The sequence below is a fragment of the Mycolicibacterium brumae genome, from assembly GCF_025215495.1.
Lineage (GTDB): Bacteria > Actinomycetota > Actinomycetes > Mycobacteriales > Mycobacteriaceae > Mycobacterium > Mycobacterium brumae.
Map to the genome: position 1 here is coordinate 1020859 of NZ_CP104302.1, position 21360 is coordinate 1042218.

A 21360-nucleotide genomic window follows, 5' to 3' on the forward strand; every position below is an offset into this window, starting at 1 on the left:
GGAGTCAGCGGTACCGGTTCACGCACTGGTCCAGATCGCCGCCCAGCACACCGGTCCGGAACGCCGAAACGCGGGAGAAACCGGCCGGCACGGTGTCGCCGTTGACATCGCTGGCCACCAGCCCGTTGGTCAGCAGCCCGGACACCGCTTCGTCGAGGTCGCCCGCGGCGAGCTTGACCCGGCTGTCGTCAACGTCGACGCCTTCGGCCAGTTTGGCGATGCTCACCCCGGTCATGCAGCCGGTGCGCAACGCGGCCTCCGCCGAGTCCAGATCCAGCTCCCGGCGGTGCTGGATCGCCAGCGCGTACCGGGAGAACAGCACCGAGTACGCGCTGTTGTCGCCGACCATGGTCGCGGCGTCGTCGTCATCGGTGGGAGTGCCCAGCGCCACCAGCGCGGGCAGGTCGACGGTGATCGTGTCGGCGGCCGGACAGTAGGACACCGGGGGGCTGGGCCGGGCGTCGGCGCAGGTCTGTCCGGCGGGAGCGAAGCTCAGCGTCGGCGGCTGCTCGGGGGTGTACAGGGCGTTGAGCGCGTCGAACATGGTGCGCACCGACTGCTCGGTGATCTCCAACTCGCCGGTCTGGTCCATCCGCAGCTCCTGGGGCAGGTCGCCCCGGCGCTGCTCGATCTCCTCGGCGTCGATCACCACGCACGCCGACGGGCCATCGGTGAAGCCGAACTCGAACGCCGAGATCCGCTCGAACGCCGAACCGTGCTCGTTGCCGGGGCCCTGGACCATCACGTCCAACTCGGTCATCACCGGGTCGCGGATCGACAGCAGGGTGGCCAGCAGGTCGTTGAGCCCGTCGCCGGTGGACACCGTGAACCGGGCGGAATTGCCCTCGGCGACCCACCGGATGTACGCGCCGGCCAGGCAGTCCGCCTGCTGCTCGGCGACCAGCGTCGGCGTCTTGGGCTGGGCGAGCCCGCCCTGCAATTGAACCGAATGCCCGTATTCGTGGGCCAGCACCATGGTGATCGCCATATCGCCGTGGGACCGGCGCAGCGCCGGCAGCAACACCCCACGGTCCCAGCCGATGGTCTTCTCCGGCCGGCAGAACCCGGCGTTGACCAGCCCGTAGGTGGAGAACCCGCAGAACTGCGCGTCGTAGTCGTCGGCGTCCCAGGAGACCGCCTGGTCGACGGGGGTGAATTCGCCGGCGAAGGTCTCCGGGAAGGCGTACTCCCAGTACTGCTCGATATCGCTGACCGCCTGGGCGCCGAGGTGATCGGACTCGCCGCCGTCGGTGTTCACCACGGTTCGCGTCGGCGGGGTCGCGTCCGGGCGCAGGCCGCTGGGTCCGTCTTCGGCAGGCATCCCGGCGACCTGGAACGGGTCGGAGAAGACCGACACCGGCTCACCGTCGACGCGGTGCGCGCAGCCGGAGACCACGACGGCGATCCCGGCCAGTGCCAGGACGGCGCGCAGCCGTGGTGAGCGCATGGGACGCCTTTCTGCCGGTCCGGGTCTGGCCAGGATAGTGCGCGGTCAGCCTTTCGGCGCCGCGTCGCCGGGCTCGTCTCCGTCGGCGTGCTCAGACCGCAACCGGCGCAAGGATTTTCGGACCTGCTCGCCGTCGGTGGTGGCCCAGAATGGCGGCAGTGAGGCGCGCAGGAAGCCGCCGTAGCGGGCGGTGGCCATCCGGGAGTCCAGGATCGCGACCACCCCGCGGTCGTCGGCGCGGCGCAGCAATCGGCCCGCGCCCTGGGCCAGCAGCAGCGCGGCGTGGCTGGCGGCCACCGCCATGAACCCGTTGCCGCCGCGCGCGGCCACCGCCCGCTGCCGCGCGGTGAGCAGTGGGTCGTCGGGCCGGGGGAACGGGATCCGGTCGATCAGCACCAGTGACAGCGACGGGCCCGGAACGTCGACGCCCTGCCACAGCGACAGGGTGCCGAACAAGGAGGTCTGCGGATCCCCGGCGAAGCGCTCCACCAGCGCGGCGGTGGCGTCCTCACCCTGGCACAGCACCGGGGTGTCCAGTCGCTCACGCATCGCCTCGGCTGCGGCCCGGGCGGCACGCATCGAGGAGAACAGCCCCAGGGTGCGGCCGTCGGCGGCGGCGATCAGTTCCGCGATCTCGGTGTACTGGGCGTCGGACCCGCTGCCGTCGCGCCCCGGCGGCGGCAGATGCTTTGCGACATAGAGGATTCCGGAGCGAGCGTGGGTGAACGGGGAACCGACGTCCAGGCCGCGCCAGCGCACCGGGGTCGGGCCGCCCTCCAGTCCCCAGCCGCGGGCCATCGCGTCGAACGAGCCGCCCAGCGTCAGGGTCGCCGAGGTGAGCACCGTGGTGGTCTCGGCGAACAGTCGGCCGCGCAGCAATCCCGCGACCTGCAGCGGCGCGACCCTCAAGACGGCCCTGACCTGACCGCGCACCTCGTCGCGATCCAGCCACACCACGTCGAGCCGGTCCGGGATGGCGGGGGCAAAGGAGTCCAGCACTCGCGCGGCGGTGTCGCCGAGGTCCTCCAGCGCGGCAATGGCCTCGTTGCGGGCGGCGGCGGCCTTCGGGTCGGTCGGGGAGGCGTCGATCGCGCCCCGGGCGGCGCGCGCGGCGTCGCGCAGCAGCGTCAGCACCCGGCCGAGTTCCTCATCGAGGAAGTCGATGCGGCCGGTCTCGTGGTCGTGCAGCACCGCGGCGACGTTCGCGGTGGCCGCCTCCAGGCGCTGGGACAGCTCGGCGTCCACCAGCCGGCCCACCCTCCGCAGCGCGACGCCCATCCCGGTGGCCGACAACTCCCCGGTTGCCACCCCGGTCACCCGGTCCACCAGGTCGTGGGCCTCGTCGACCACCAGCAGCCCGTGCTCGGGCAGCACCGCGGCGTCGTTGATCGCGTCGATGGCCAGCAGCGCGTGGTTGGTGACGACGACGTCGGCGCGGCCGGCCTCGGCGCGGGCTTTTTCCGAGTGGCACTCGGTGGCGTACGGGCAGCGCGACGGGCCCAGGCACTCCCGCGCCGACACGCTGACCTGCGTCCAGGCCCGGTCGGTGACGCCGGGGCGCAGTTCGTCGCGGTCCCCGGTCTCGGTGTCGGAGGCCCACTCATTGAGCCGCACCACCTCGCGCCCCAGCGAGCTCGCGGCGACCGGGTTGAACAATTCCTCTTGCGGCACATCGGGTTCGGCGTCGGACCCACTGTGCAGCTTGTTCAGGCACAGATAGTTGCCGCGGCCCTTGAGCAAGGCGAAGGTCGGCGTTCTGGGCAGCACGCCGTCGAGCGCCTGGGTCAGCCGGGGCAGATCGCGGTCGACGAGCTGACGTTGCAGCGCGATCGTCGCCGTGGACACCACTACCGGACCGTTGCCGTCGGCGGCGTGTTTAATCGCCGGCACCAGGTAGGCCAACGACTTGCCGGTGCCGGTCCCGGCCTGCACCGCGAGGTGCTCGCCGGTGTCAAACGCCTTGTCGACGGCCTGCGCCATCTGCAGCTGACCGTCGCGCCGGGCGCCCCCGAGCGCGGCGACGGCCGCGTCGAGCAATTCCGATACCGATGCCGTGATAGCTCCTAGGACGCGCCGGGCGCGATGATCCGGGTGGCGATGGCCGGCTCACCGTGGGAGAGCTTGAGACCTTCCCACGGCAAGCTGACCAAACCGTCGGCGACGCGCCGTCGGCCGTCGGCCAACTGCGTCCGCTGATCGGTGACCGGCGCGCCGTCGCGCACCAATGCGGTGCTGACCTGCCGAGACGGGTCGACGATGGTCGGCGGCTGCCCGTCGGGGTAGACGATCTCCTCGGTGACGGTCCCGGTCTGGCGGGAGGTCCGCAGCGCCTGCTTGGCCCCGCCGTGCGACGCCTTGTTGCTGGAGCGTTTGGTGACCGGAATGCCGTCGACCTCGACGAGTTTGTAGACCATCGAGGCCGTCGGCGCCCCGGATCCGGTGACCAGCGAGGTGCCCACGCCGTAGGCGTCCACCGGGTCGGCGCGCAGCGCCGCGATGGAGTACTCGTCCAGATCCCCGGACACCACGATGCGAGTCTTGTTGGCCCCCAACGTGTCCAGTTGCTCGCGGGTTTGGCGGGCCAGCACGCCGAGGTCGCCGGAGTCGATCCGGACCGCGCCGAGTTCCGGGCCGGCCGCGGCGACCGCGTTGGCCACCCCGGTGGTCACGTCGTAGGTGTCCACCAGCAGCGTGGTGCCGACACCGAGGGCGGCGACCTGGGCGGCGAAGGCGGCCGGCTCGTCGGGTCCGTCGGGCCCGGTGTGCAGCATGGTGAACGCGTGCGCGCTGGTGCCCAGCGTCGGGACGCCGTAGGTCCGGCCGGCCTCCAGGTTGGAGGTGCCGTCGAACCCGGCCAGGTAGGCCGCGCGCGCCGCGGCGACGGCCGCTCGCTCGTGGGTGCGCCGCGAGCCCATCTCGATCAGGGTGCGCCCGCCGGCGGCGCTGACCATCCGCGCGGCGGCCGAGGCGATCGCGCAGTCGTGGTTGTAGATCGAGAGGGCCAGGGTTTCCAGCAGCACGCATTCGGCGAAGCTGCCGCGCACCGACAACACCGGCGAATTGGGGAAGTACAGCTCACCCTCCGGGTAACCGTCGACGTCACCGGTGAAGCGGAAGTCGCGCAGGTAATCCAGCGTCGCCTGGTCCAGGCCGTCCAGTGACGCCAGGTCGGCGTCGGTGAAGCGGAACTGCTCCAACGCTTCGAGGAACCGGCCGACCCCGGCGACCACGCCGTACCGGCGGCCGTCGGGCAGCCGTCGGGCGAACACCTCGAACACGCAGCGGCGGTGCGCGGCGCCGTCGCGCAGCGCCGCCGACAGCATGGTCAGCTCGTACTTGTCGGTCAGCAGGGACACCGTCACGGCTTCACGCTAATGCGTGCGCGCGGCCGGGTAGCGCGTCCGGGGCGGATTGACCCGCTAGTGCCGGTTCGCCGACCCCGGCGGTCATCGAGTGAGAACTCCGGCACGCAAGTGAGAAGTGGTGGCGGGGGGCGCATCGAGTGAGAGTTCAGGGACGCGTTTGAGACGTGAGGTACGCGAGTGAGACACCACGGCGGGCGATCTCATCGGGTGGAACACCAGGGCGGTTTTGGGTCTCTGGGCCGCCACCACGTTCCATTCGACGGAGCACGCCCGCCCGGAGTTCTCACCAGCCGCCATGACTTCTCAGCCGATGACCGCTAGTGCCGCCACCTGCGACCGAACCGGGTCCCGGGCGCCGCTTAGCGATCGGCGCGCCCCGGCCCCGGCTATCCTGTGACCTATGGCTGCGTCCGCACCGACCAAGCCGGCTGATCAGCGCCAGGCCGATCAGGTCGAGAAGCTCGACTCGCCCTGGGTGACGATCGTCTGGGACGACCCGGTGAACCTGATGAACTACGTGACCTACGTGTTCCAGAAGCTGTTCGGCTACTCCGAGCCGCACGCCACCAAGCTGATGCTGCAGGTGCACCACGAGGGCAAGGCCGTGGTGTCGGCCGGCAGCCGCGAGTCCATGGAGGCCGACGTCTCCCGGCTGCACGCCGCCGGACTGTGGGCCAGCATGCAGCAGGACACGTAGCCGGTGCGCAAGTGGAAGCGGGTCGAGACCGCTGACGGCCCGCGGTTCCGATCCGAGTTGGAGCCGCCGGAGGCGCTGCTGCTGACCAATATGGTCACCTCGGTGCTGGAGATGCTCGACGAGCGCGAGGCCGAGGCGCCCGCCGACGAGCTGGAATCGCTCACCGGCATCCGGACCGGCAACCCGGAGCCGCCCGAGGACGCCACCATGTCGCGGCTGCTGCCGGACTTCTATCGCACCGACCCGCCCAATGGCGGCGACCCCGACGCGCACCCGGCCGATCTGACGCCGCAGGACTTCAACGCCGCGCTGCGCAGCATGCACGAGCCGGACATCATCGACGCCAAACGGGACGCCGCGACCACCATGCGCGACAGCATCCCTGAGGGCGGCGGGCGGCTGGAGCTGACCGAGCAGGACGCGCACGCCTGGGCGGCCGCGGTGAACGATGTCCGACTCGCGCTCGGCGAGATGCTGCAGATCGGCCCGGAGGGGCTGGACCTGCTGCCGCCGGACCATCCACTGGCCGGGCACCTGGACGTCTACCACTGGCTGACCGCGCTGCAGGAGTACCTGGTGATGTGCCTGATGGGCAAACGGGCGTGACGCGCCTGGGATCGATCACCGACGTCGCCGGGATCCGGGTCGGCCAGCATCACCGGCTGGACCCCGACGCCGCGCTCGGATCCGGCTGGGCGACCGGGACGACGGTGGTGCTGGCCCCGCCGAACACCGTCGGCTCGGTCGACTGCCGCGGCGGCGCTCCTGGCACCCGCGAGACCGAATTGCTGGACCCGGCCAACAGCGTGCGAAACGTCGACGCCGTCGTGCTTTCCGGTGGCAGCGCCTACGGACTGGCCTCCGCCGGCGGGGTGATGTCTTGGCTGGAGAAGCAGGGCCGCGGGGTGTCGCTCGGCGGCGGGACCGTCCCGATCGTGCCGGCCGCGGTGATCTTCGACCTGCCCGTCGGCGCGTGGGACAAGCGACCGGGCGCGGCGTTCGGCCGGGCGGCGGCCAAAGCGGCGAAGAAGAAGGTGGCGATCGGGACGGTCGGCGCCGGCGCCGGGGCGCGCTCCGGCGTGCTCAAGGGCGGTGTCGGCACAGCGTCGGTGACACTGTCCGGCCGGTTCGACGGCGTCACCGTCGGCGCGATCGTGGTGGTCAACAGCGCGGGCAGCGTGGTCGACCCGGAGACCGGTTTGCCGTGGATGGGCGATCTGGCCCGCACCCTGGGACTGCAGGAACCGCCCCGCGAACAGGTCACGGATTTCGCCAAGCGCGCCAAGGGCCACAACCCGTTGAACACCACCATCGCGTGCGTCGCCACCGACGCCGCGCTGGACAAGGCGGGCTGCCAGCGGATGGCGATCGCCGCCCAGGACGGGTTGGCCCGATCGATCCTGCCCGCGCACACCCCGGTCGACGGGGACACCGTGTTCGCGCTGGCCACCGGCGGTGTCGCGCTGCCGCCGGACCCGGAGACCCCGCCCCAGCTCGGACCGGACACCGCGCTGATCACCGCCGTCGGCGCCGCGGCCGCCGAGGCGCTCGCCCGCGCGGTCCTGGTCGGCGTGATCGCCGCGACGACGGTGGCGGGCGTGCCCGGCTACCGCGACGTGCTGCCCGGCGCGTTCGGCGCGGGGCGCTAGCCGTGGCGATGATGCCGCCGGCCGGCTTCCCGCCGCCCGGAGGGCCACCGGCCAAACCGGACAAGTCGGCCCCGGCCTGGAAGGTCGGCGGGCTGACCATCGCCGCCTTCATCGTCGCGCTGTGGGTCATCGAGATGATCGACGCCGCCAGTGGCCACCGGCTGGACCAGTACGGCATCCGGCCGTGGACCATCGACGGGCTGTGGGGGATCCTGTTCGCCCCACTGCTGCACGGCGGCTGGGACCACCTGATCGCCAACACCGTCCCGATCCTGGTGCTCGGTTTCCTGATGACGCTCTCCGGGATGTCCCGCTTCGTATGGGCGACGGTCATCATCTGGGTGCTCGGCGGGCTGGGCACCTGGATCATCGGCGACTGGGGACCCTGCGGCGGGCCGACCAACCACATCGGCGCCTCCGGGCTGATCTTCGGCTGGCTGACCTTCCTGCTGCTGTTCGGCTGGTTCTCCCGGCAGCCGTGGGAGATCGTCGTCGGCCTGCTGGTGCTGATCGGCTACGGCAGTGTGCTGTGGGGCGCGGTGCCGGTGCTCAACCGCTGCGGCGGGGTGTCCTGGCAGGCGCATCTGTGCGGGGCGATCGCTGGCGTCATCGCCGCCTACCTGCTGTCCGGCCCGGAGCGCAAGGCGCGGGCCGCGCGACGGGCGGCGCGCCGGTGAGCGGAGCAGTGCCGATGCGGGCGATCTCTTCCGAGGGGAAAGTACGCCCCTCGTCGAGTCGCCCGGTCGGCGTCTTCGATTCCGGTGTCGGCGGGCTGACCGTCGCTCGCGCGATCATCGACATGCTGCCCGACGAGGAGATGATCTACGTCGGGGACACCGGCAACGGGCCGTATGGCCCGCTGAGCATCGCCGAGATCCGCGCGCACGCGCTGGCGATCATGGACGACCTGGTCGACCGCGGGGTGAAGGCGCTGGTGATCGCCTGCAACAGCGCGTCCTCGGCCTGCCTGCGCGACGCCCGGGAGCGCTACGACGTGCCCGTCGTCGAAGTCATTCTGCCGGCGGTGCGACGCGCGGTGGCCACCACCCGCAACGGCCGCATCGGCGTCATCGGCACCCAGGCCACGATCACCTCGCGCGCCTATCAGGACGCCTTCGCCGCCGCGGTGGACACCGAGATCACCGCGGTGGCCTGCCCGCGATTCGTCGACTTCGTCGAGCGCGGCATCACCAGTGGCCGCCAGGTTCTCGGGCTGGCCGAGGGGTACCTGGAGCCGCTGCAGCGCGCGGACGTGGACACCCTGGTGCTGGGCTGCACGCACTACCCGCTGCTGTCCGGTCTGATCCAGCTGGCGGTGGGCGACGGGGTCACCCTGGTCTCCAGTGCGGAGGAGACCGCGAAGGATCTGTTGAAGGTGCTGACCGCCGCCGATCTGCTGCGCCCGCACGACGCGCCTCCGCCGGTGCGACGGTTCGAGGCCACCGGCGACCCGGAGGAGTTCCTGGCGCTGGCCGCGCGGTTCCTGGGCCCGGCGATCACCGGTGTGAGCCAGGCGCCGGCGTCCCGCCCGGCACGCTGAGTCAGGGACGAACCCGGCCAGCCATTTTGGTGATCATCGTCACCAGAATCAGGGATTTGCGGCACGCAACGGCGATGTCGTGATGTGCCGGTCATATCGCGTTACCTCGTGGCAAGCTAAGGATGTGCGCGTCACCATCCTTGGCTGCTCCGGCAGTGTCAACGGGCCCGGATCGCCGGCCTCGGGGTACCTGCTGACGGCGACCGGTTGCGAACCGCTGGTCATCGACTTCGGTGGGGGCGTGCTCGGGGAACTGCAGCGTTTCGCCGACCCGGGCGATGTCAATGTCTTCCTGTCTCATCTGCACGCCGATCACTGCCTGGACCTGCCCGGACTCTTCGTCTGGCGGCGCTACCACCCGACGAACAAACCCGTCGGCCGCAAGCGGATGTGGGGTCCGGCCGACACCTGGGAGCGGCTGGCGGCGGCGTCGTCGCCGTACGGCAATCACCTCGATGACTTCAACGACATCTTCGAGGTGAAGAACTTCACCGACAAGATGGAGTTCCGCTACGGCAACCTCGACGTGCTGGTGCGGGCGATGGTGCACCCCACCGTCTCCTACGGGATGCGCTTCACCGACTCCGACGGCACCGTGCTGGTGTACAGCGGCGACACCGGCATGTGCGACGCGATCGGCGAACTCGCCCAGGGCGCCGACGTCTTCCTGTGCGAAGCGTCCTGGACGCACGGCCCGCACAACCCGCCCGATCTGCACCTGTCCGGGACCGAGGCCGGGCGGATCGCCGCGGCGGCCGGTGTCGGCGAACTGCTGATCACCCACATCCCGCCGTGGACCAACCGCGAAGACGTGATCGCCGAGGCGAAGGCCGAGTACGACGGCCCCATCCACGCGGTCTCCTCCGGCGAGGCGTTCGACATTCGCAAGAAGCACTAGAGTCTTCGGGGTGTCCACTCGCGAAGACGGCCGCACCGATGACGAACTTCGGCCGGTCAAGATCACCCGAGGCTTCACCACCCACCCCGCCGGTTCGGTGCTGGTCGAATTCGGCCAGACCCGGGTCATGTGCGCGGCCAGCGTCGTCGAGGGCGTGCCGCGCTGGCGCAGGGGCTCCGGATTGGGCTGGCTGACCGCCGAATACGCGATGCTGCCGGCGGCCACCCACACCCGCTCGGACCGCGAGTCGGTCAAGGGCCGGGTCGGCGGGCGCACCCAGGAGATCAGTCGGCTCATCGGCCGATCGCTGCGCGCCTGCATCGACCTGCGGGCGTTGGGGGAGAACACCATCTCCATCGACTGCGATGTGCTGCAGGCCGACGGCGGCACCCGCACCGCGGCCATCACCGGCGCCTACGTGGCGCTGGCCGACGCCGTCACCTACCTGGGCGCCGCCGGCAAACTGTCCGACCCGCGGCCGCTGTCCTGCGCGATCGCCGCGGTCAGCGTCGGCGTCGTCGACGGCCGGGTCCGCGTCGACCTGCCGTACGAGGAGGACGCGCGCGCCGAGGTCGACATGAACGTGGTCGCCACCGACACCGGGACCCTAGTGGAGATCCAGGGCACCGGCGAAGGCGCGACGTTCCCGCGCTCGACGCTGGACAAGCTGCTCGACTCGGCCCTGGCCGCCTGCGATCAGATCTTCGAAATCCAGCGCCAGGCACTGGAATTGCCGTACCCGGGCGAACTGCCAGAAGGGCCTGCGGGCAAGAAGGCGTTCGGCAGCTAGGAGTTCCGGTGCCGCAATTGCTGGTCGCCACCCGCAACCGCAAGAAACTCGCCGAACTGCGCCGCGTGCTCGACGCCGCGCAGATGGAGCTCGAGCTGCTGTCCCTGGACGACGTGCCGGCCTACCCGGAGGCCCCGGAGACCGCCGCCGACTTCGAGGGGAACGCGTTGGCCAAAGCGCGTGACGGCTTCAACGCCACCGGGATCGCCTGTGTGGCAGATGACTCGGGGCTCGCCGTCGACGCGCTGAACGGGATGCCGGGGGTGTTGTCGGCGCGCTGGTCCGGTGGCCACGGCGACGACGTCGCCAATTACCAGTTGCTGCTGGCGCAACTGACCGATGTGCCCGACGAGCGGCGCGGCGCCGGGTTCGTGTCCGCCTGCGCGCTGGTGTCCGATCGCGGCGAGACGGTGGTCCGCGGCCAGTGGCGCGGGACGATCGCGCGAGAACCCCACGGCGACAGCGGTTTCGGTTACGACCCGGTGTTCGTGCCCGAGGGGGAGTTGCGGTCGGCGGCGCAGCTGTCGCCGGCGGAGAAGGACGCCTCCTCGCATCGCGGTCGGGCGCTGGCGCTGCTCGTCCCCGCGCTGCGCGAACTGAGCTGAATCCGCGCCCGCAGATCCTTCGGCGCGGTGAGCCAATTCAGCGCCCACGCCAGCGGGATCGTCAGCAGCAGCGTCAGGGACCACAACCCCAGCGCGGAGCCGGTGAACCCGGGCCAGCCCAGCACGTACTCCATGGTCGCCACCATCACCACGATGTGCAGCAGGAAGATCTCGTAGGAGATCTCCCCGAGGAACACCATCGGCCGAGTGCTCAGGAAGCGGTGCCACCAGCCGGTGTCGCCGAGCGCCAGTGGCGCCAGCAGCAGCGTCGCGAACAACGCGTACATCAGCGGGACGACGATCGGCTGCCACGGCCGCACCGGATCCAGATAATGCCCGCCGATCAGCGAGTTGGCCGACAGCAAGAACGTCGCGACCGCGATAGGCAGGGCGACCCGAGCTCGGCAGTGGGCCCGCCTGATCTGCAGGATCACCAAGGCCATTCCGCCGGCGAACGGCGCGAGGTGCGCGGGCAGCCACATCCCGGCGGCCATCGGCAACAGGTGGGTGGAGTGCAGCACCACCAGCCAGATCGGTTCGATCAACGCTAGGGCGGCGATCAGCCACAGCACGGCGGCCGGACTGCGGGCGCCGCCGTCGCGGCGGCGCAGCAGCAGATAGGCCAGCACCGGGAGAATCGCGTAGAACGACACCTCCACGGCCAGGCTCCACATCTGCGGCAGGCCGATGTGCAGCCGGGTCGCCATGTAGTCGAACGTGTAGATGTGGGTCAGCGTCAGGTAGCGCAGCAGTCCGTACCAGCTCTGACCGGGGTTCTCGCCGCCGCCGGTGTAGACGGCGTAGAACGCGAAGGTGACCAGCACCGCGACGACGTAGGCCGGCACGATGCGTCGGAACCGCCGTCGCGCATAGCGTTTCGTCGACGGCGTGCGCCCGCCCGCGAGCGCGGCGCGGGCCCACGGCCGGAAAAGCAGGAAGCCCGAGAGCGCGAAGAAGATCGGCACACCGATCTCCAACCGGGCGAAGATATTGCCGGTGTAACCGTGCGGGATCTTGCCGGTGACGAATCCGCAGTGGGTGCCGATCACCAGGATCGCGGCGATCGCGCGAAGCCCGGTCAGCGCGCCGTCGCGGCTGATCGAACTCGCAGGCATGGTCAGATTCTATCGACGCCCGTTAGTAAGCCTGGCTAATTGCGAGTACGCTGCCGATACGTGGACTTCAGCCGGATGACCGTGCGAACCCGGCATCCGAGCGTGCTGGTGGCAGTGCTGGCCGCCGCCGGAATCAGCGTCTCGCTCACCCAGACCCTGATCGTCCCGATCATTCCCGAGCTGCCCGCCATGCTGGGCGCCGACTCCGCCAACGCGTCCTGGGCGGTGACCGCCACCCTGCTCGCCGCGGCGGTGGCGACCCCGCTCTACGGCCGCTTCGGCGACCTGTACGGACCGCGCCGGATGCTGATCATCTGCGCGCTGGCGCTCGCCGCCGGATCCCTGATCTGCGCGCTGAGCGATTCGTTGGCGCCGTTCGTGGCGGGCCGGGCGCTGCAGGGCCTCGGCATGCCGATCGTCCCGCTGGGGATCTCGGTGCTGCGCTCCTCGGTGCCGCCGGACCGGGTCGGTTCGGCGATGGGGGTGATGAGCTCGTCGCTGGGCGTCGGCGGCGCGATGGGACTGCCGCTGTCGGCGATCATCGTCCAGCACACCCACTGGCACGCCTTGTTCTGGCTGGCCACCGGGCTCGGGGCGCTGGCGACGGTGCTCTTCGCGACGCTGGTGCCGCCGGTGCCCGCGGTCTCGACGGGCCGTTTCGACCCGCTGGGCACCGTGCTGCTGACGGCCGGGCTCTTGGCGTTGCTGCTGCCGATCTCCAAGGGCGCCTCCTGGGGCTGGGGTTCGCCGCTGACGGTGGGGATGTTCGTCGCCTCGGCGGTCATCTTCGCGGTGTTCGCGCTCTGGCAGCTGAAGATCCCGTCGCCGATCGTCGACCTGCGCACCACCTTCCGCCGCCCGGTCCTGTTGACGAACCTGGCGTCGGTGTCGATGGGTTTCGCCTGGTTCACCTTGATGCTGGTCAGCCCGCAGGTGCTGGAACTGCCGACCTCGCTGGAGCACGGGTTGGGGCAGTCGCTGATCGCCACCGGGTTGTGGATGGCGCCCGGCGGCCTGGCGATGATGGTGTTCTCCTCGGTGTCGGCGGCGGTCGCCAAACGCCGCGGACCCAAGTTCACTCTGGTGCTGGGCTGCGCGATCATCGCGGCGTCGTTCCTGGCCGGGCCCTGGCTGCTGGGCAGCGCGCCGCTGGTGATGCTGCTGGGCATCATCGTCAGCGTCGGGGTGGGGTTCGGGTTCGCCGCATTGCCTGCCCTGATCAACGCCGCGGTCCCGATCACCGAGACCGCGGCCGCCAACGGCATCAACGCGCTGGCCCGGTCGCTGGGCACCTCGATCTCCTCGACGGTGATGACCGCGATCCTCACCGCCATGGTGGTCTGGGCGCCGGCCACCGCCGACGCGCCGGCTCACCCGGTGCCGAGCGCGGCGGGCTTCACCGCGGCGCTGCTGGTCGCCGGTGCGGTGGCGCTGGTCGCGACCGTGCTGGCCATGCTGATCCCGGACCCGATCGCGGCCCTGCGGGATGAGCCGGCGTAGCGGGTGCTGCGGGACCTTCTACGGGGCGGCCGTCTCAGCCGTTCTGCGTGCGTCCAGATCGAAATTTCATTGTGTGTGCGTCCAGATCGGGAATCTGGCCAAATCAACGATCCACGCGCACTCACGATGACTGCGGAACCAAAGCCTGGGCAACGCTGCTCCGTCGAGCGCGGGCCGGCTCAGCGCTCAGAAGTCGAAGGGCTCAGAAGTTGAAGCGCTCCCGGATCTCCTGAGTCTTGAAGTGCTCGACGACGATGCCGACGATCGGGATGGTGCCCGCGATCAGCACACCGATGGTCTTGCCGATGCTCCAGCGCACCTTGACCGCGAGGTTGGCGGCCGACATCAGGTAGGCGAAGTAGCACCAGCCGTGCACGATCGCGATCCAGTTCGGAGGGTTCGGCACCTGCATCACGTACTTCACGTACATCTCGTAGACCAGCGCGATCAGCCAGATACCGGTCGCCCAGGCCAGCACCCGGTACAGATTCAGCGCCTTGCGGATCGAGTCCACGGAGGCGACGACGGGTTGCTCGGGGTTGGTCATGCAGAGGTCCTGTCCTGCGGGGCGCCGGGCACGTCACCACGGCGATCGTCATTGTGCGGATGCGGGGTGTCGTCGGCGCCGGGCAGCGACGACAGGTACTGGTTGTACTCGGAGAGCACCGGGTCGTCGTGCCCGGCCAGGGTGGCCGCCGACGGCCGCGGGGGCAGCAGATCCTCGGGGATCTCGGTCGGACGGTCCGGCCGGGGCGCGGGCTGCGGTTCGGACTCCAGCAGCACGAACTTGCGGTAGGCGTAAATGCAGAACACCGCGAACGCGGGCCACTGCAGCGCGTAGCCCAGATTCTGGAACGTCCCGGAGTTGGATTCCCAGCGCGACCACTGCCACCAGGCCAAAAGCATGCACACCGTCGCGCCGGCGAGCGCCAGCACGATCAGTGCTGGGCGATGGCGGCGGGGCGAAGACACGCTTCGACGGTACCGCGAGCTGGTCGGCCGGTTGGAATCAGTTGGCTCGTTGCCGGGCCAATGTGTCGGCGATCACGCGCACGCCGTCGGGGAAGGAGCCGGGGTCGGGCCCGCAGAAGCTGAGTCGCAGGTAGCGCCCGGTCGGCTCGGCGGGGAACCAATTGTCGCCGGCGGCCACCAGCACACCTGACGTCTCGCAGTTGCGGACGAGTGCGGGCAGGTCGGTGTCGTCGGGCAGGCGCGCCCATAGGTGCAGGCCGCCGCGGGGTGGTTCGACGTGGGCGTCGGGGAGGTGGGCGCGGATCGCCTCGACGAGCAGGTCCCGACGGGCGGACAGCTGTTGGCGCAGACTCCGCAGGTGGGTGGTCCAGGCGGGTTGGCTGACGACGTCGAGGGCCGCGGCCTGCAGCGCGGCGCTGACGTACATCGACTGGGCCTCGGCGTCGGCGAGGATGCGCTCGCGGGCGGGTCCGCGAGCGATCAGCCCGGCCACCCGGATCGACGGCGAAACGCTCTTGGTCAGCGACCGGATGTATACCACGTGGCCGCCGTCGTCACGGGCGGCCAGCGGAACGGGGTCCGCGTCGATGCCGAAGTCGTGCGCCCAATCGTCCTCGATGAGGAAGGCGCGCCGGTCCCGCACGATGCGCAGGACCTCGTCGGCGAGCGCCGGGCACCACTGTCCGCCGGTCGGGTTGGCGAAGTTCGGCTGGGCGTAGAACGCCCGGGCCCCGGTGCGGACGAAGGCGTCGTCGAGCGCGACCGGGTCGGGGCCGTCGGGTCCGCTGGGGACCGGGATGAGTCGCACCCCGACCTGCGCTGCCGCCAGGATCGCGCCCCAGTAGCTCGGTGACTCGATCAGCAGGGGCCGGTCGGCGCCCACCAGAGCGCGGAACAAGGTGCCCATCCCGCTCTGGCTTCCGGGCAGCACGATGGCGTCACCGGGCGCCGGTGGGGACAGACCCGGGGGAGTGGCGCTACCAAGCTCGTCGGCGAACCACGCCCGCAGGTCGGGCAGGCCGGCGGTCGGTGGGTGGCGTAGCGCGGCGGCGCCGCGGGCGGCCCGGGAAAGGGCGGAGCGCACCAGCCGTTCGGGCAGCAGCTCCTTGTCCGGGTAGCCGCCGTGGAACGCGATGACATTGTGGCCCGCGGTGCGCAGTGGTGTGGGCAGCGACGGCATGCGGTGCTGTGGTGATCCCAATGCCGCTGTTTGCCAACCGTAATCATGGGGACGCGCGGTTCGGGTGGCCCGCACGAAGGCGCCGATGCCGGCGCGGGTTTCGATCAGGCCCTGCGCGGACAGTGTCCGCAGCGCCTTCTGCACGGTGACCGGACTCGCGTCGTGCTCGGCGACCAATGTCCGGGTGGACGGCAGCTGCGCGCCGGGCGCCGCGGTGGCCACCCATATTCGCAGTGCGTCGGCGATTCGATCACTGCTACTCTTTGACATGAGAATAGAGGATAGCGCTACTCTAATTGTGTCGCACCCGCTATCAACCCGGCCAACCGGGCTGTGGTGGGGCCTGCTCGGTGTGTTCGCCTTTTCCTTCACCGTGCCGTTCACGCGGATCGCGGTGTCCGGCGGCGGTATGTCGCCGCTGTTCGTCGGCGCCGGCCGCGCGGTGATCGCCGCGACCATCGCCGCGGCGGCGCTGTGGCTGACCCGCCAGCTTCGCCCGCACGGCCGGCAGTGGGCGCGGCTGGCGGTCGTCGCCGGCGGCGTTGTGCTCGGATTCCCGGTGCTGACCGCCTACGCCCTGACCATCACCTCGGCCAGCCACGCCGCGGTGGTGATCGCGGTGCTGCCAGCGGTGACCGCGGTGATGGCCGTGCTGCGGGGCCACGAGCGGCCCGGCCGGCGCTTCTGGATCGCGGCGATCGCCGGCGCCGTCGCCGCGGTGGCCTTCGCGATAGTCCGCGGGGTCGGCACGCCGAGTCTCGGCTGGGCGGATCTGCTGCTGCTCGGCGCGGTCGTGGCGTGTGCGATCGGTTACGCCGAAGGTGGCCTGCTGTCTCGGGAACTCGGTTCCTGGCAGACGATTTCGTGGGCGCTGGTGCTCGCGGCCCCGGTCATGGTGGTGCTCACCGCCGTCGCGGTCATCCAGTTGCCGCCGACGGGTTCGGCGCTGGAGTGGGGCGCCTTCGGCTACCTGGGCGCGGTCTCGATGTTCCTTGGCTTCGTCGTCTGGTACCGCGGGCTGGCCATCGGGCCGATGGCCCAGGTCAGTCAGGTGCAGCTGGCGCAACCGGTGATGACGATCTGTTGGGCGGCGCTGCTGCTGGGCGAACACGTCGACGCCGCAACGGTGCTCGGCGGGGCCGCGGTGATCTGCTGCGCGTTGCTGGCGGTGCGGGCGCGAAACTCCTGACGCGCCACAGCGCCCAGCGCCGCCGGATGTGCTGAGATGGAGAGAGGCCTTGAACGTTTCGGCAGGGAGGTTCATCGTGGCGCATTCCATCGTGATCGGCGCGGGGATGGTGGGTCTGGCCACCGCGTGGCATTTGCAGGAGCGCGGTGTCGAGGTCACCGTCATCGACCGCGCGGGTGTGGCAGCCGGGTCGTCCTGGGGCAACGCCGGCTGGTTGACTCCCGGCAAGGCGATCCCGCTGGCGGACCCGAGCCTGTGGACCTACGGTCCCACCGCGCTGCTGGATCCCGATGCGGCACTGCACGTTCCGCTGCGCGTCGACGTCAACCTGTGGTCGTTCCTGGCGCGTTTCGCCGCGCACGGCACCCGGCGGGCCTGGGACGCCACCATGGCCGCCCTCACCCCGATCGACAAGATCGCGCTGGGCTGCTTCGACGAGCTGTCCGCTGGCGGGGTCCAGGCATGGACCCGGGAGGGCCCGTTTGTGATCGGGTTCGCCCAGCCGTCGGACGCCACCGCGTTCCTGCGGGAGATCGAGGGCGCGCGGCGGCATGGTCAGGACGTGCCGCTCACCCCTCTAGACGATCCGCGCGAGCTGTGCCCGATCCTGTCGGAGCGGGCGACGGCCGCCTACCGGCTGGACGGTCAACGATTCCTCGAGCCGGGGCCGTACCTGGAGGCGCTCGGCGAGTCGGTGGTCGAGCGCGGGGCGAATCTGCGGGTCGGCGCCGCGGTCACCACCGTCGTCGGCGGTCCGCATCCGGCCGTCGTGCTGGCCACCGGGGAGCGGCTGGAGGCCGACTCGGTGGTCGTCGCCACCGGCGCGTGGCTGCCGAAACTGGCGCGCGGGCTCGGGGTGCGCACCCGCGTGCAGGCCGGTCGCGGCTACTCGTTCACCGTGAAAACCGATGTGCCGGTTGAGCATCCGCTGTACCTGCCCAAGCAGCGCATCGCCTGCACCCCGTATCAGGGGCGGTTCCGGATCGCCGGGACCATGGAGTTCCGTCGGCCCGACGAGCCGCCGCAGCCGCGCCGGATCCAGGCAATCGTCAACCAGGTTCGGGAACTGCTGACCGGGGTGGACCTCGACGATCGGCACGACGAATGGGTGGGCTCGCGTCCGGTCACCCCGGACGGGCTTCCGCTGGTGGGCGCGACCCGATCGCCCGGGGTGTTCGTCGGTGGGGGACACGGGATGTGGGGCATCGTGCTGGGTCCGGCGACCGGGAAGATGCTGGCCAAACAGATCGTCACCGGGGAAGTGGACCCGACCATCGCCCCGTTCGACCCGCTGCGCTGAGGGGCTGGACACGGCGATCGCTGCGGCGCGGACGGGCGGTACGATCAATGCCGTCGCGGGCGTGCTGAAATTGGCAAACAGGACGGTTTTAGGTGCCGTTGCTCGAAAGAGTTTGTGGGTTCGAGTCCCACCGCCCGCACTACGCGCCGTCTCAACCGCAGGCGCAGAACTCGTTGCCCTCCGGATCGCGCATCACCCACCAGCGACCCGCGGGCCCCTGATCCACAAGCCCCACCCGCGTCGCGCCGAGTTGCTCAAGGCGCAGGACCAGGGCGTCGAGGTCCCCGCCGTCGTCGTGCACATCGATGTGCAGGCGGTTCTTGCCCGCTTTCGGCTCCGAAATCTGCTGGAACAGGATCCGGCGGCCGTGCCCCACGCCGCTGAACGCGTCGAACGGGTCATGGGGATGCCGGACCGCCGCGAGACCCGCGAACCGCTTGCCGCCGCCGTGCTCGGCCACCGCGGACTCCGGTAGCTGCCGCTCCGAGAGCAGGTGCTCGATCAGCGCGCTGGGGTCCTCGACCTGGTAGCCCAGCGCGTGCGCCCAGAAATCGGCGATCGCGTTGGCATCCGTGCAGTCGATGACCAGCTTCCAGTGCAGCGCCACAGCTTGATGCTAGTCGACGGCTGAGGTCACTCCGGCCCGGAGAAGGTCAGACCCTCGCTGATCAGCGGGCCGTCCAGCAGGGCCTTGTCCTCGGCAAAACCCATCGACATCCGCCACGGCGCGTGATCGCCCTGCTTGGGCAACCAGCTAACCGACCGCTGCACATATCCGGCGCCGAAGTCCAACAGCGGGCGGGTTTCCATCCCGGGAGCGGCTTGCACGCAGGCGACGTCGTAACCGTGTTCGTCCATGTAGTCGAACAACTGGCACACGTACGGGCACAGGATGCCGACCTTCAGCGTCCAGGACGAGTTGGTGTAGCCGACGATGATCGACAGGTTCGGCACCCCCGACAACATGGTGCCGCGGTGCACCACACAGTCCGACAGGGTCACCGGCTTGCCGTCGACCGACAATGCCATACCGCCGAAAAGCTGCAGGTTCAGCCCGGTCGCCGTGACGATGATGTCTGCGTCGAGGTGGTCGCCGCTTTCCAGCTGGATCCCGGTCTCGTCGAACGTGACGATCCGGTCGGTGACCACATCGGCCTTGCCCTTGCGGATCGCGGTGAACAGGTCCGCGTTCGGGACCGCGCACAGTCGCTGGTCCCACGGGTTGTACGGCGGGTTGAAGTGGGTGTCGACGTCGTAGCCGCGCGGCAGCGCCCGGGCGTTGACGAACCGGATGAGCTTGCGCGCGGCTTTCGGGTGGTTTTGGCAGAACGAGTAGATCATCCGACCCTTGCCGATATTGAACCGCCGCGCCAACGCGTAGCCGCGCTCATCCCCGAATGCCTTCTGCAGGCCGATGGCAACCGGATCCACCTTGGGCAGCGGCATGATGTAGCTCGGGGTGCGTTGCAGCATGGTGATTTTGGCGGTCTTGTCGGCCATCGACGGGATCAGCGTCACCGCCGTCGCGCCGCTGCCGATCACCACCACCTTCTTCCCGGCGTAGTCGAGGTCCTCCGGCCAATGCTGCGGGTGCACGATCTGCCCCTGAAAGCGATCCCGGCCCTCGAAGACCGGCGTGTACCCCTCGTCGTAGTTGTAGTAGCCGGTGCCGGCGAAGATCCACCACGCGGTCATCTGGAATCGCTCGCCGCTGTCGGACCGCTCGACGGTCACCACCCAGTGCCGCTTGGCGCTGTCCCAATCGGCGGCGACGACGCGCTGCCCGCAGCGGATCCTGTCCCGCAGCCCGTTCTCGTCGACGGTCTCCTGCAGGTAGGCCAGGATCTGGTGAGCGTCGGCGATCGCCTCCCGCTCCGTCCACGGCTTGAAGTCGTAGCCGAAGGTGTGCAGGTCGGAATCCGAGCGGATGCCGGGGTACTTGAACAGGTCCCAGGTGCCGCCGAGGCGATCGCGGCCCTCCAGAATCACGATGCTCTTCTCCGGATGCTCGACGGCCACATAGCGGGCGGCGCCGATGCCCGAGATTCCGGCGCCGACCACCAGGACGTCGACGTGCTCGACGGGGATTTCGGCGTCCGCGGTCTCGATGCTCGGGGTGCTCATCGGCTAAGCATGGACTGGCGACGGGGTGGATGCGAGGACAATCGGCGTCTGAATTGAGGCCCAATGGCGCGCCGCGCCCGCGCGCGTCGGAAAAAGCCCAGCTCAGCGGGTAGGCAGGGTGACGATCAGCGAGCGGATCTCCCGAACGATGAGTTCGGGCTCGGTCATCGGGATGAGATGCCCGGACTCGCGGGCGATCACGTACTTTCCGCGGGCGCAGTGCGTGGCCCGGGTCAGGTGCGAGGCGTTCATCTGGTGCCGGACGAACTCGGGCATGCCGTCGGCGGCCAGTCCGCCGGAGATCACCGTCACCGGGATGTCGCCGAGGTCCGGGGGATGCTCGCGCCACTGCTCCAGTTCGTCGAGGAAGGTGAGCGCTTGACGCTCCTGGGTTTCCAGCACCCCGACGGTGAAGCCCTCATTGCGCAGGTCCTCGCGCACATCCTGCTCCGGGACCGCGTCGATCTGCTTGTCGAACAGCAGCGGGAGAACTCCGAGTCGGGCCAGCACCTTCCCGATGTCGAGGAAGACCTTCTCGCCGACCCGGAACGGCGTGCTGAACAGCATCTCCGCGGCCTCGTCGGTGGGGTCGACGAGAACCAGGCCGCGGACCTCGGCGGGCCGCCGCGCGGCCGCCAATCGCACGATCGGCCCGCCGGCGCTGTGGCCCACCAGGACAAACGGGCCGGTGTTATCGCGGCTGAAGTGGTCGATCACGTCGCACAGGTCGTCGGCCATCCGGTCCAGGGTGCGCGACTCGGGATCCGGCTCGGAGTGCCCGAGTCCGGCGCGGTCATAGACGATGGCCCGGGTGAAGGGCGCGACACCGTGTTGAACCGCGGACCAGGAGGACCGGGTGGCGCCGGAGCCGGCCTCGAAAACCACGGTGGGACAGCCTGGTTCGGGGCCGGGCAGCAGCTGGGCGTAGAGCCGTCGCCCGTCGCGGGTGGGAACCCAGACCGGCTCGCCCTGGCTGTGCTGGGTCATCG

General features: G+C 70.2%; 20 protein-coding genes, 1 tRNA gene and 1 pseudogene. 12 read left to right on the plus strand and 10 right to left on the minus strand.

The genetic code is table 11. From position 1 onward, the window contains the following. Positions 1 to 4 precede the first annotated feature (4 nt). From L2Z93_RS05165 to L2Z93_RS05175, 3 genes are read right to left on the minus strand one after another with little or no spacing between them, the layout of a single operon-like run. Entirely contained in the window at positions 5 to 1447 is a 1443-nt protein-coding gene (locus L2Z93_RS05165; RefSeq protein WP_090585571.1) for a neutral zinc metallopeptidase, read from the minus strand. A gap of 45 nt (positions 1448 to 1492) precedes the next feature. Further along, on the minus strand, positions 1493 to 3505 hold the full coding sequence (locus L2Z93_RS05170; protein ID WP_234785996.1) for an ATP-dependent DNA helicase: 2013 nt from the start codon (positions 3503 to 3505) through the stop codon (positions 1493 to 1495). A gap of 5 nt (positions 3506 to 3510) precedes the next feature. Continuing rightward, positions 3511 to 4809, minus strand: coding sequence for a nicotinate phosphoribosyltransferase (locus L2Z93_RS05175; protein WP_090585568.1), 1299 nt, complete (start codon positions 4807 to 4809; stop codon positions 3511 to 3513). A 403-nt stretch (positions 4810 to 5212) separates the two neighbouring features. Here L2Z93_RS05175 and clpS point away from each other — a divergent pair, with 403 nt between their 5' ends. From clpS to L2Z93_RS05215, 8 genes are all read left to right on the plus strand, one after another. Beyond that, on the plus strand, positions 5213 to 5509 hold the full coding sequence (clpS, locus tag L2Z93_RS05180) for an ATP-dependent Clp protease adapter ClpS (protein WP_090585566.1): 297 nt from the start codon (positions 5213 to 5215) through the stop codon (positions 5507 to 5509). 3 nt (positions 5510 to 5512) lie between these two features. After that, positions 5513 to 6115, plus strand: coding sequence for an oxidative stress transcriptional regulator AosR (gene aosR / locus L2Z93_RS05185; protein ID WP_090585562.1), 603 nt, complete (start codon positions 5513 to 5515; stop codon positions 6113 to 6115). A 5-nt stretch (positions 6116 to 6120) separates the two neighbouring features. Next, positions 6121 to 7158 (plus strand): P1 family peptidase, encoded by a 1038-nt coding sequence (locus L2Z93_RS05190; RefSeq protein ID WP_090585649.1) that lies wholly within the window; start codon positions 6121 to 6123, stop codon positions 7156 to 7158. A gap of 11 nt (positions 7159 to 7169) precedes the next feature. Beyond that, entirely contained in the window at positions 7170 to 7835 is a 666-nt protein-coding gene (locus L2Z93_RS05195; RefSeq protein WP_090585647.1) for a rhomboid family intramembrane serine protease, read from the plus strand. Between the two features lie 14 nt (positions 7836 to 7849). Next, positions 7850 to 8698 (plus strand): glutamate racemase, encoded by an 849-nt coding sequence (gene murI / locus L2Z93_RS05200; RefSeq protein WP_090585560.1) that lies wholly within the window; start codon positions 7850 to 7852, stop codon positions 8696 to 8698. An 82-nt stretch (positions 8699 to 8780) separates the two neighbouring features. Continuing rightward, positions 8781 to 9596 (plus strand): MBL fold metallo-hydrolase, encoded by an 816-nt coding sequence (locus tag L2Z93_RS05205; protein ID WP_090585557.1) that lies wholly within the window; start codon positions 8781 to 8783, stop codon positions 9594 to 9596. A 10-nt stretch (positions 9597 to 9606) separates the two neighbouring features. Further along, positions 9607 to 10386, plus strand: a complete 780-nt coding sequence (rph, locus tag L2Z93_RS05210) for a ribonuclease PH (RefSeq protein WP_090585555.1) — start codon at positions 9607 to 9609, stop codon at positions 10384 to 10386. A gap of 8 nt (positions 10387 to 10394) precedes the next feature. Beyond that, on the plus strand, positions 10395 to 10991 hold the full coding sequence (locus L2Z93_RS05215; RefSeq protein WP_090585553.1) for a non-canonical purine NTP pyrophosphatase: 597 nt from the start codon (positions 10395 to 10397) through the stop codon (positions 10989 to 10991). A gap of 44 nt (positions 10992 to 11035) precedes the next feature. On the opposite strand, the pseudogene L2Z93_RS05220 reads toward L2Z93_RS05215, so the two are convergent. Then, positions 11036 to 12106 (minus strand): annotated as a pseudogene (locus tag L2Z93_RS05220) (acyltransferase family protein); the annotation flags it as partial. Between the two features lie 75 nt (positions 12107 to 12181). On the opposite strand from L2Z93_RS05220, the gene L2Z93_RS05225 reads away from it, so the two are divergent. Then, positions 12182 to 13606 carry an MFS transporter gene (locus L2Z93_RS05225; RefSeq protein WP_162561854.1) on the plus strand — a complete coding sequence of 475 codons (1425 nt, stop codon included), beginning with the start codon at positions 12182 to 12184 and terminating at the stop codon, positions 13604 to 13606. A 202-nt stretch (positions 13607 to 13808) separates the two neighbouring features. Here L2Z93_RS05225 and L2Z93_RS05230 read toward each other — a convergent pair whose 3' ends face one another. From L2Z93_RS05230 to L2Z93_RS05240, 3 genes are read right to left on the minus strand one after another with little or no spacing between them, the layout of a single operon-like run. Then, positions 13809 to 14153: a DUF3817 domain-containing protein gene (locus L2Z93_RS05230; protein WP_090585549.1), complete on the minus strand. Its 345-nt coding sequence runs from the start codon at positions 14151 to 14153 to the stop codon at positions 13809 to 13811. Further along, on the minus strand, positions 14150 to 14578 hold the full coding sequence (locus L2Z93_RS05235; RefSeq protein ID WP_234785989.1) for a hypothetical protein: 429 nt from the start codon (positions 14576 to 14578) through the stop codon (positions 14150 to 14152). The genes L2Z93_RS05230 and L2Z93_RS05235 overlap by 4 nt, the downstream gene beginning before the upstream one ends. A gap of 37 nt (positions 14579 to 14615) precedes the next feature. After that, entirely contained in the window at positions 14616 to 16028 is a 1413-nt protein-coding gene (locus L2Z93_RS05240) for an aminotransferase-like domain-containing protein (RefSeq protein WP_090585547.1), read from the minus strand. Between L2Z93_RS05240 and L2Z93_RS05245 the strand changes: the two genes are divergently transcribed. The 3 genes from L2Z93_RS05245 to L2Z93_RS05255 all read left to right on the plus strand — a co-directional run bounded on the left by L2Z93_RS05245 (position 16027) and on the right by L2Z93_RS05255 (position 18386). Beyond that, positions 16027 to 16947, plus strand: coding sequence for a DMT family transporter (locus tag L2Z93_RS05245; protein WP_090585545.1), 921 nt, complete (start codon positions 16027 to 16029; stop codon positions 16945 to 16947). The genes L2Z93_RS05240 and L2Z93_RS05245 overlap by 2 nt on opposite strands. 76 nt (positions 16948 to 17023) lie before the next feature. Further along, the gene (locus tag L2Z93_RS05250) at positions 17024 to 18247 is read left to right on the plus strand and encodes an NAD(P)/FAD-dependent oxidoreductase (RefSeq protein WP_090585543.1); all 1224 of its coding nucleotides are present in this window, start codon (positions 17024 to 17026) and stop codon (positions 18245 to 18247) included. 55 nt (positions 18248 to 18302) lie between these two features. Continuing rightward, positions 18303 to 18386, plus strand: a tRNA-Leu gene (locus L2Z93_RS05255). A 12-nt stretch (positions 18387 to 18398) separates the two neighbouring features. Here L2Z93_RS05255 and L2Z93_RS05260 read toward each other — a convergent pair. The 3 genes from L2Z93_RS05260 to L2Z93_RS05270 form a co-directional block, all read right to left on the minus strand. Then, positions 18399 to 18854 (minus strand): VOC family protein, encoded by a 456-nt coding sequence (locus tag L2Z93_RS05260; RefSeq protein WP_090585540.1) that lies wholly within the window; start codon positions 18852 to 18854, stop codon positions 18399 to 18401. 26 nt (positions 18855 to 18880) lie between these two features. Then, a complete protein-coding gene (locus tag L2Z93_RS05265) occupies positions 18881 to 20371 on the minus strand; it encodes a flavin-containing monooxygenase (protein ID WP_090585538.1) in 1491 nt (496 codons plus the stop codon). A 102-nt stretch (positions 20372 to 20473) separates the two neighbouring features. Then, complete coding sequence (locus L2Z93_RS05270; protein WP_090585536.1) at positions 20474 to 21358, minus strand: alpha/beta fold hydrolase; 885 nt, start codon at positions 21356 to 21358, stop codon at positions 20474 to 20476. Positions 21359 to 21360 lie beyond the last annotated feature (2 nt).

Excerpts from the sequence above, each read along its gene's own strand:
- L2Z93_RS05165 (WP_090585571.1), bottom strand. The coding sequence starts at position 1,447 with ATGCGCTCACCACGGCTGCGCGCCGTCCTGGCACTGGCCGGGATCGCC.
- clpS (WP_090585566.1), top strand. The coding sequence starts at position 5,213 with ATGGCTGCGTCCGCACCGACCAAGCCGGCTGATCAGCGCCAGGCCGAT.
- L2Z93_RS05195 (WP_090585647.1), top strand. The coding sequence starts at position 7,170 with ATGCCGCCGGCCGGCTTCCCGCCGCCCGGAGGGCCACCGGCCAAACCG.
- murI (WP_090585560.1), top strand. The coding sequence starts at position 7,850 with ATGCGGGCGATCTCTTCCGAGGGGAAAGTACGCCCCTCGTCGAGTCGC.
- L2Z93_RS05205 (WP_090585557.1), top strand. The coding sequence starts at position 8,781 with ATGTGCCGGTCATATCGCGTTACCTCGTGGCAAGCTAAGGATGTGCGC.
- L2Z93_RS05225 (WP_162561854.1), top strand. The coding sequence starts at position 12,182 with ATGACCGTGCGAACCCGGCATCCGAGCGTGCTGGTGGCAGTGCTGGCC.
- L2Z93_RS05230 (WP_090585549.1), bottom strand. The coding sequence starts at position 14,153 with ATGACCAACCCCGAGCAACCCGTCGTCGCCTCCGTGGACTCGATCCGC.
- L2Z93_RS05245 (WP_090585545.1), top strand. The coding sequence starts at position 16,027 with ATGAGAATAGAGGATAGCGCTACTCTAATTGTGTCGCACCCGCTATCA.
- L2Z93_RS05240 (WP_090585547.1), bottom strand. The coding sequence starts at position 16,028 with ATGTCAAAGAGTAGCAGTGATCGAATCGCCGACGCACTGCGAATATGG.
- L2Z93_RS05265 (WP_090585538.1), bottom strand. The coding sequence starts at position 20,371 with ATGAGCACCCCGAGCATCGAGACCGCGGACGCCGAAATCCCCGTCGAG.
- L2Z93_RS05270 (WP_090585536.1), bottom strand. The coding sequence starts at position 21,358 with ATGACCCAGCACAGCCAGGGCGAGCCGGTCTGGGTTCCCACCCGCGAC.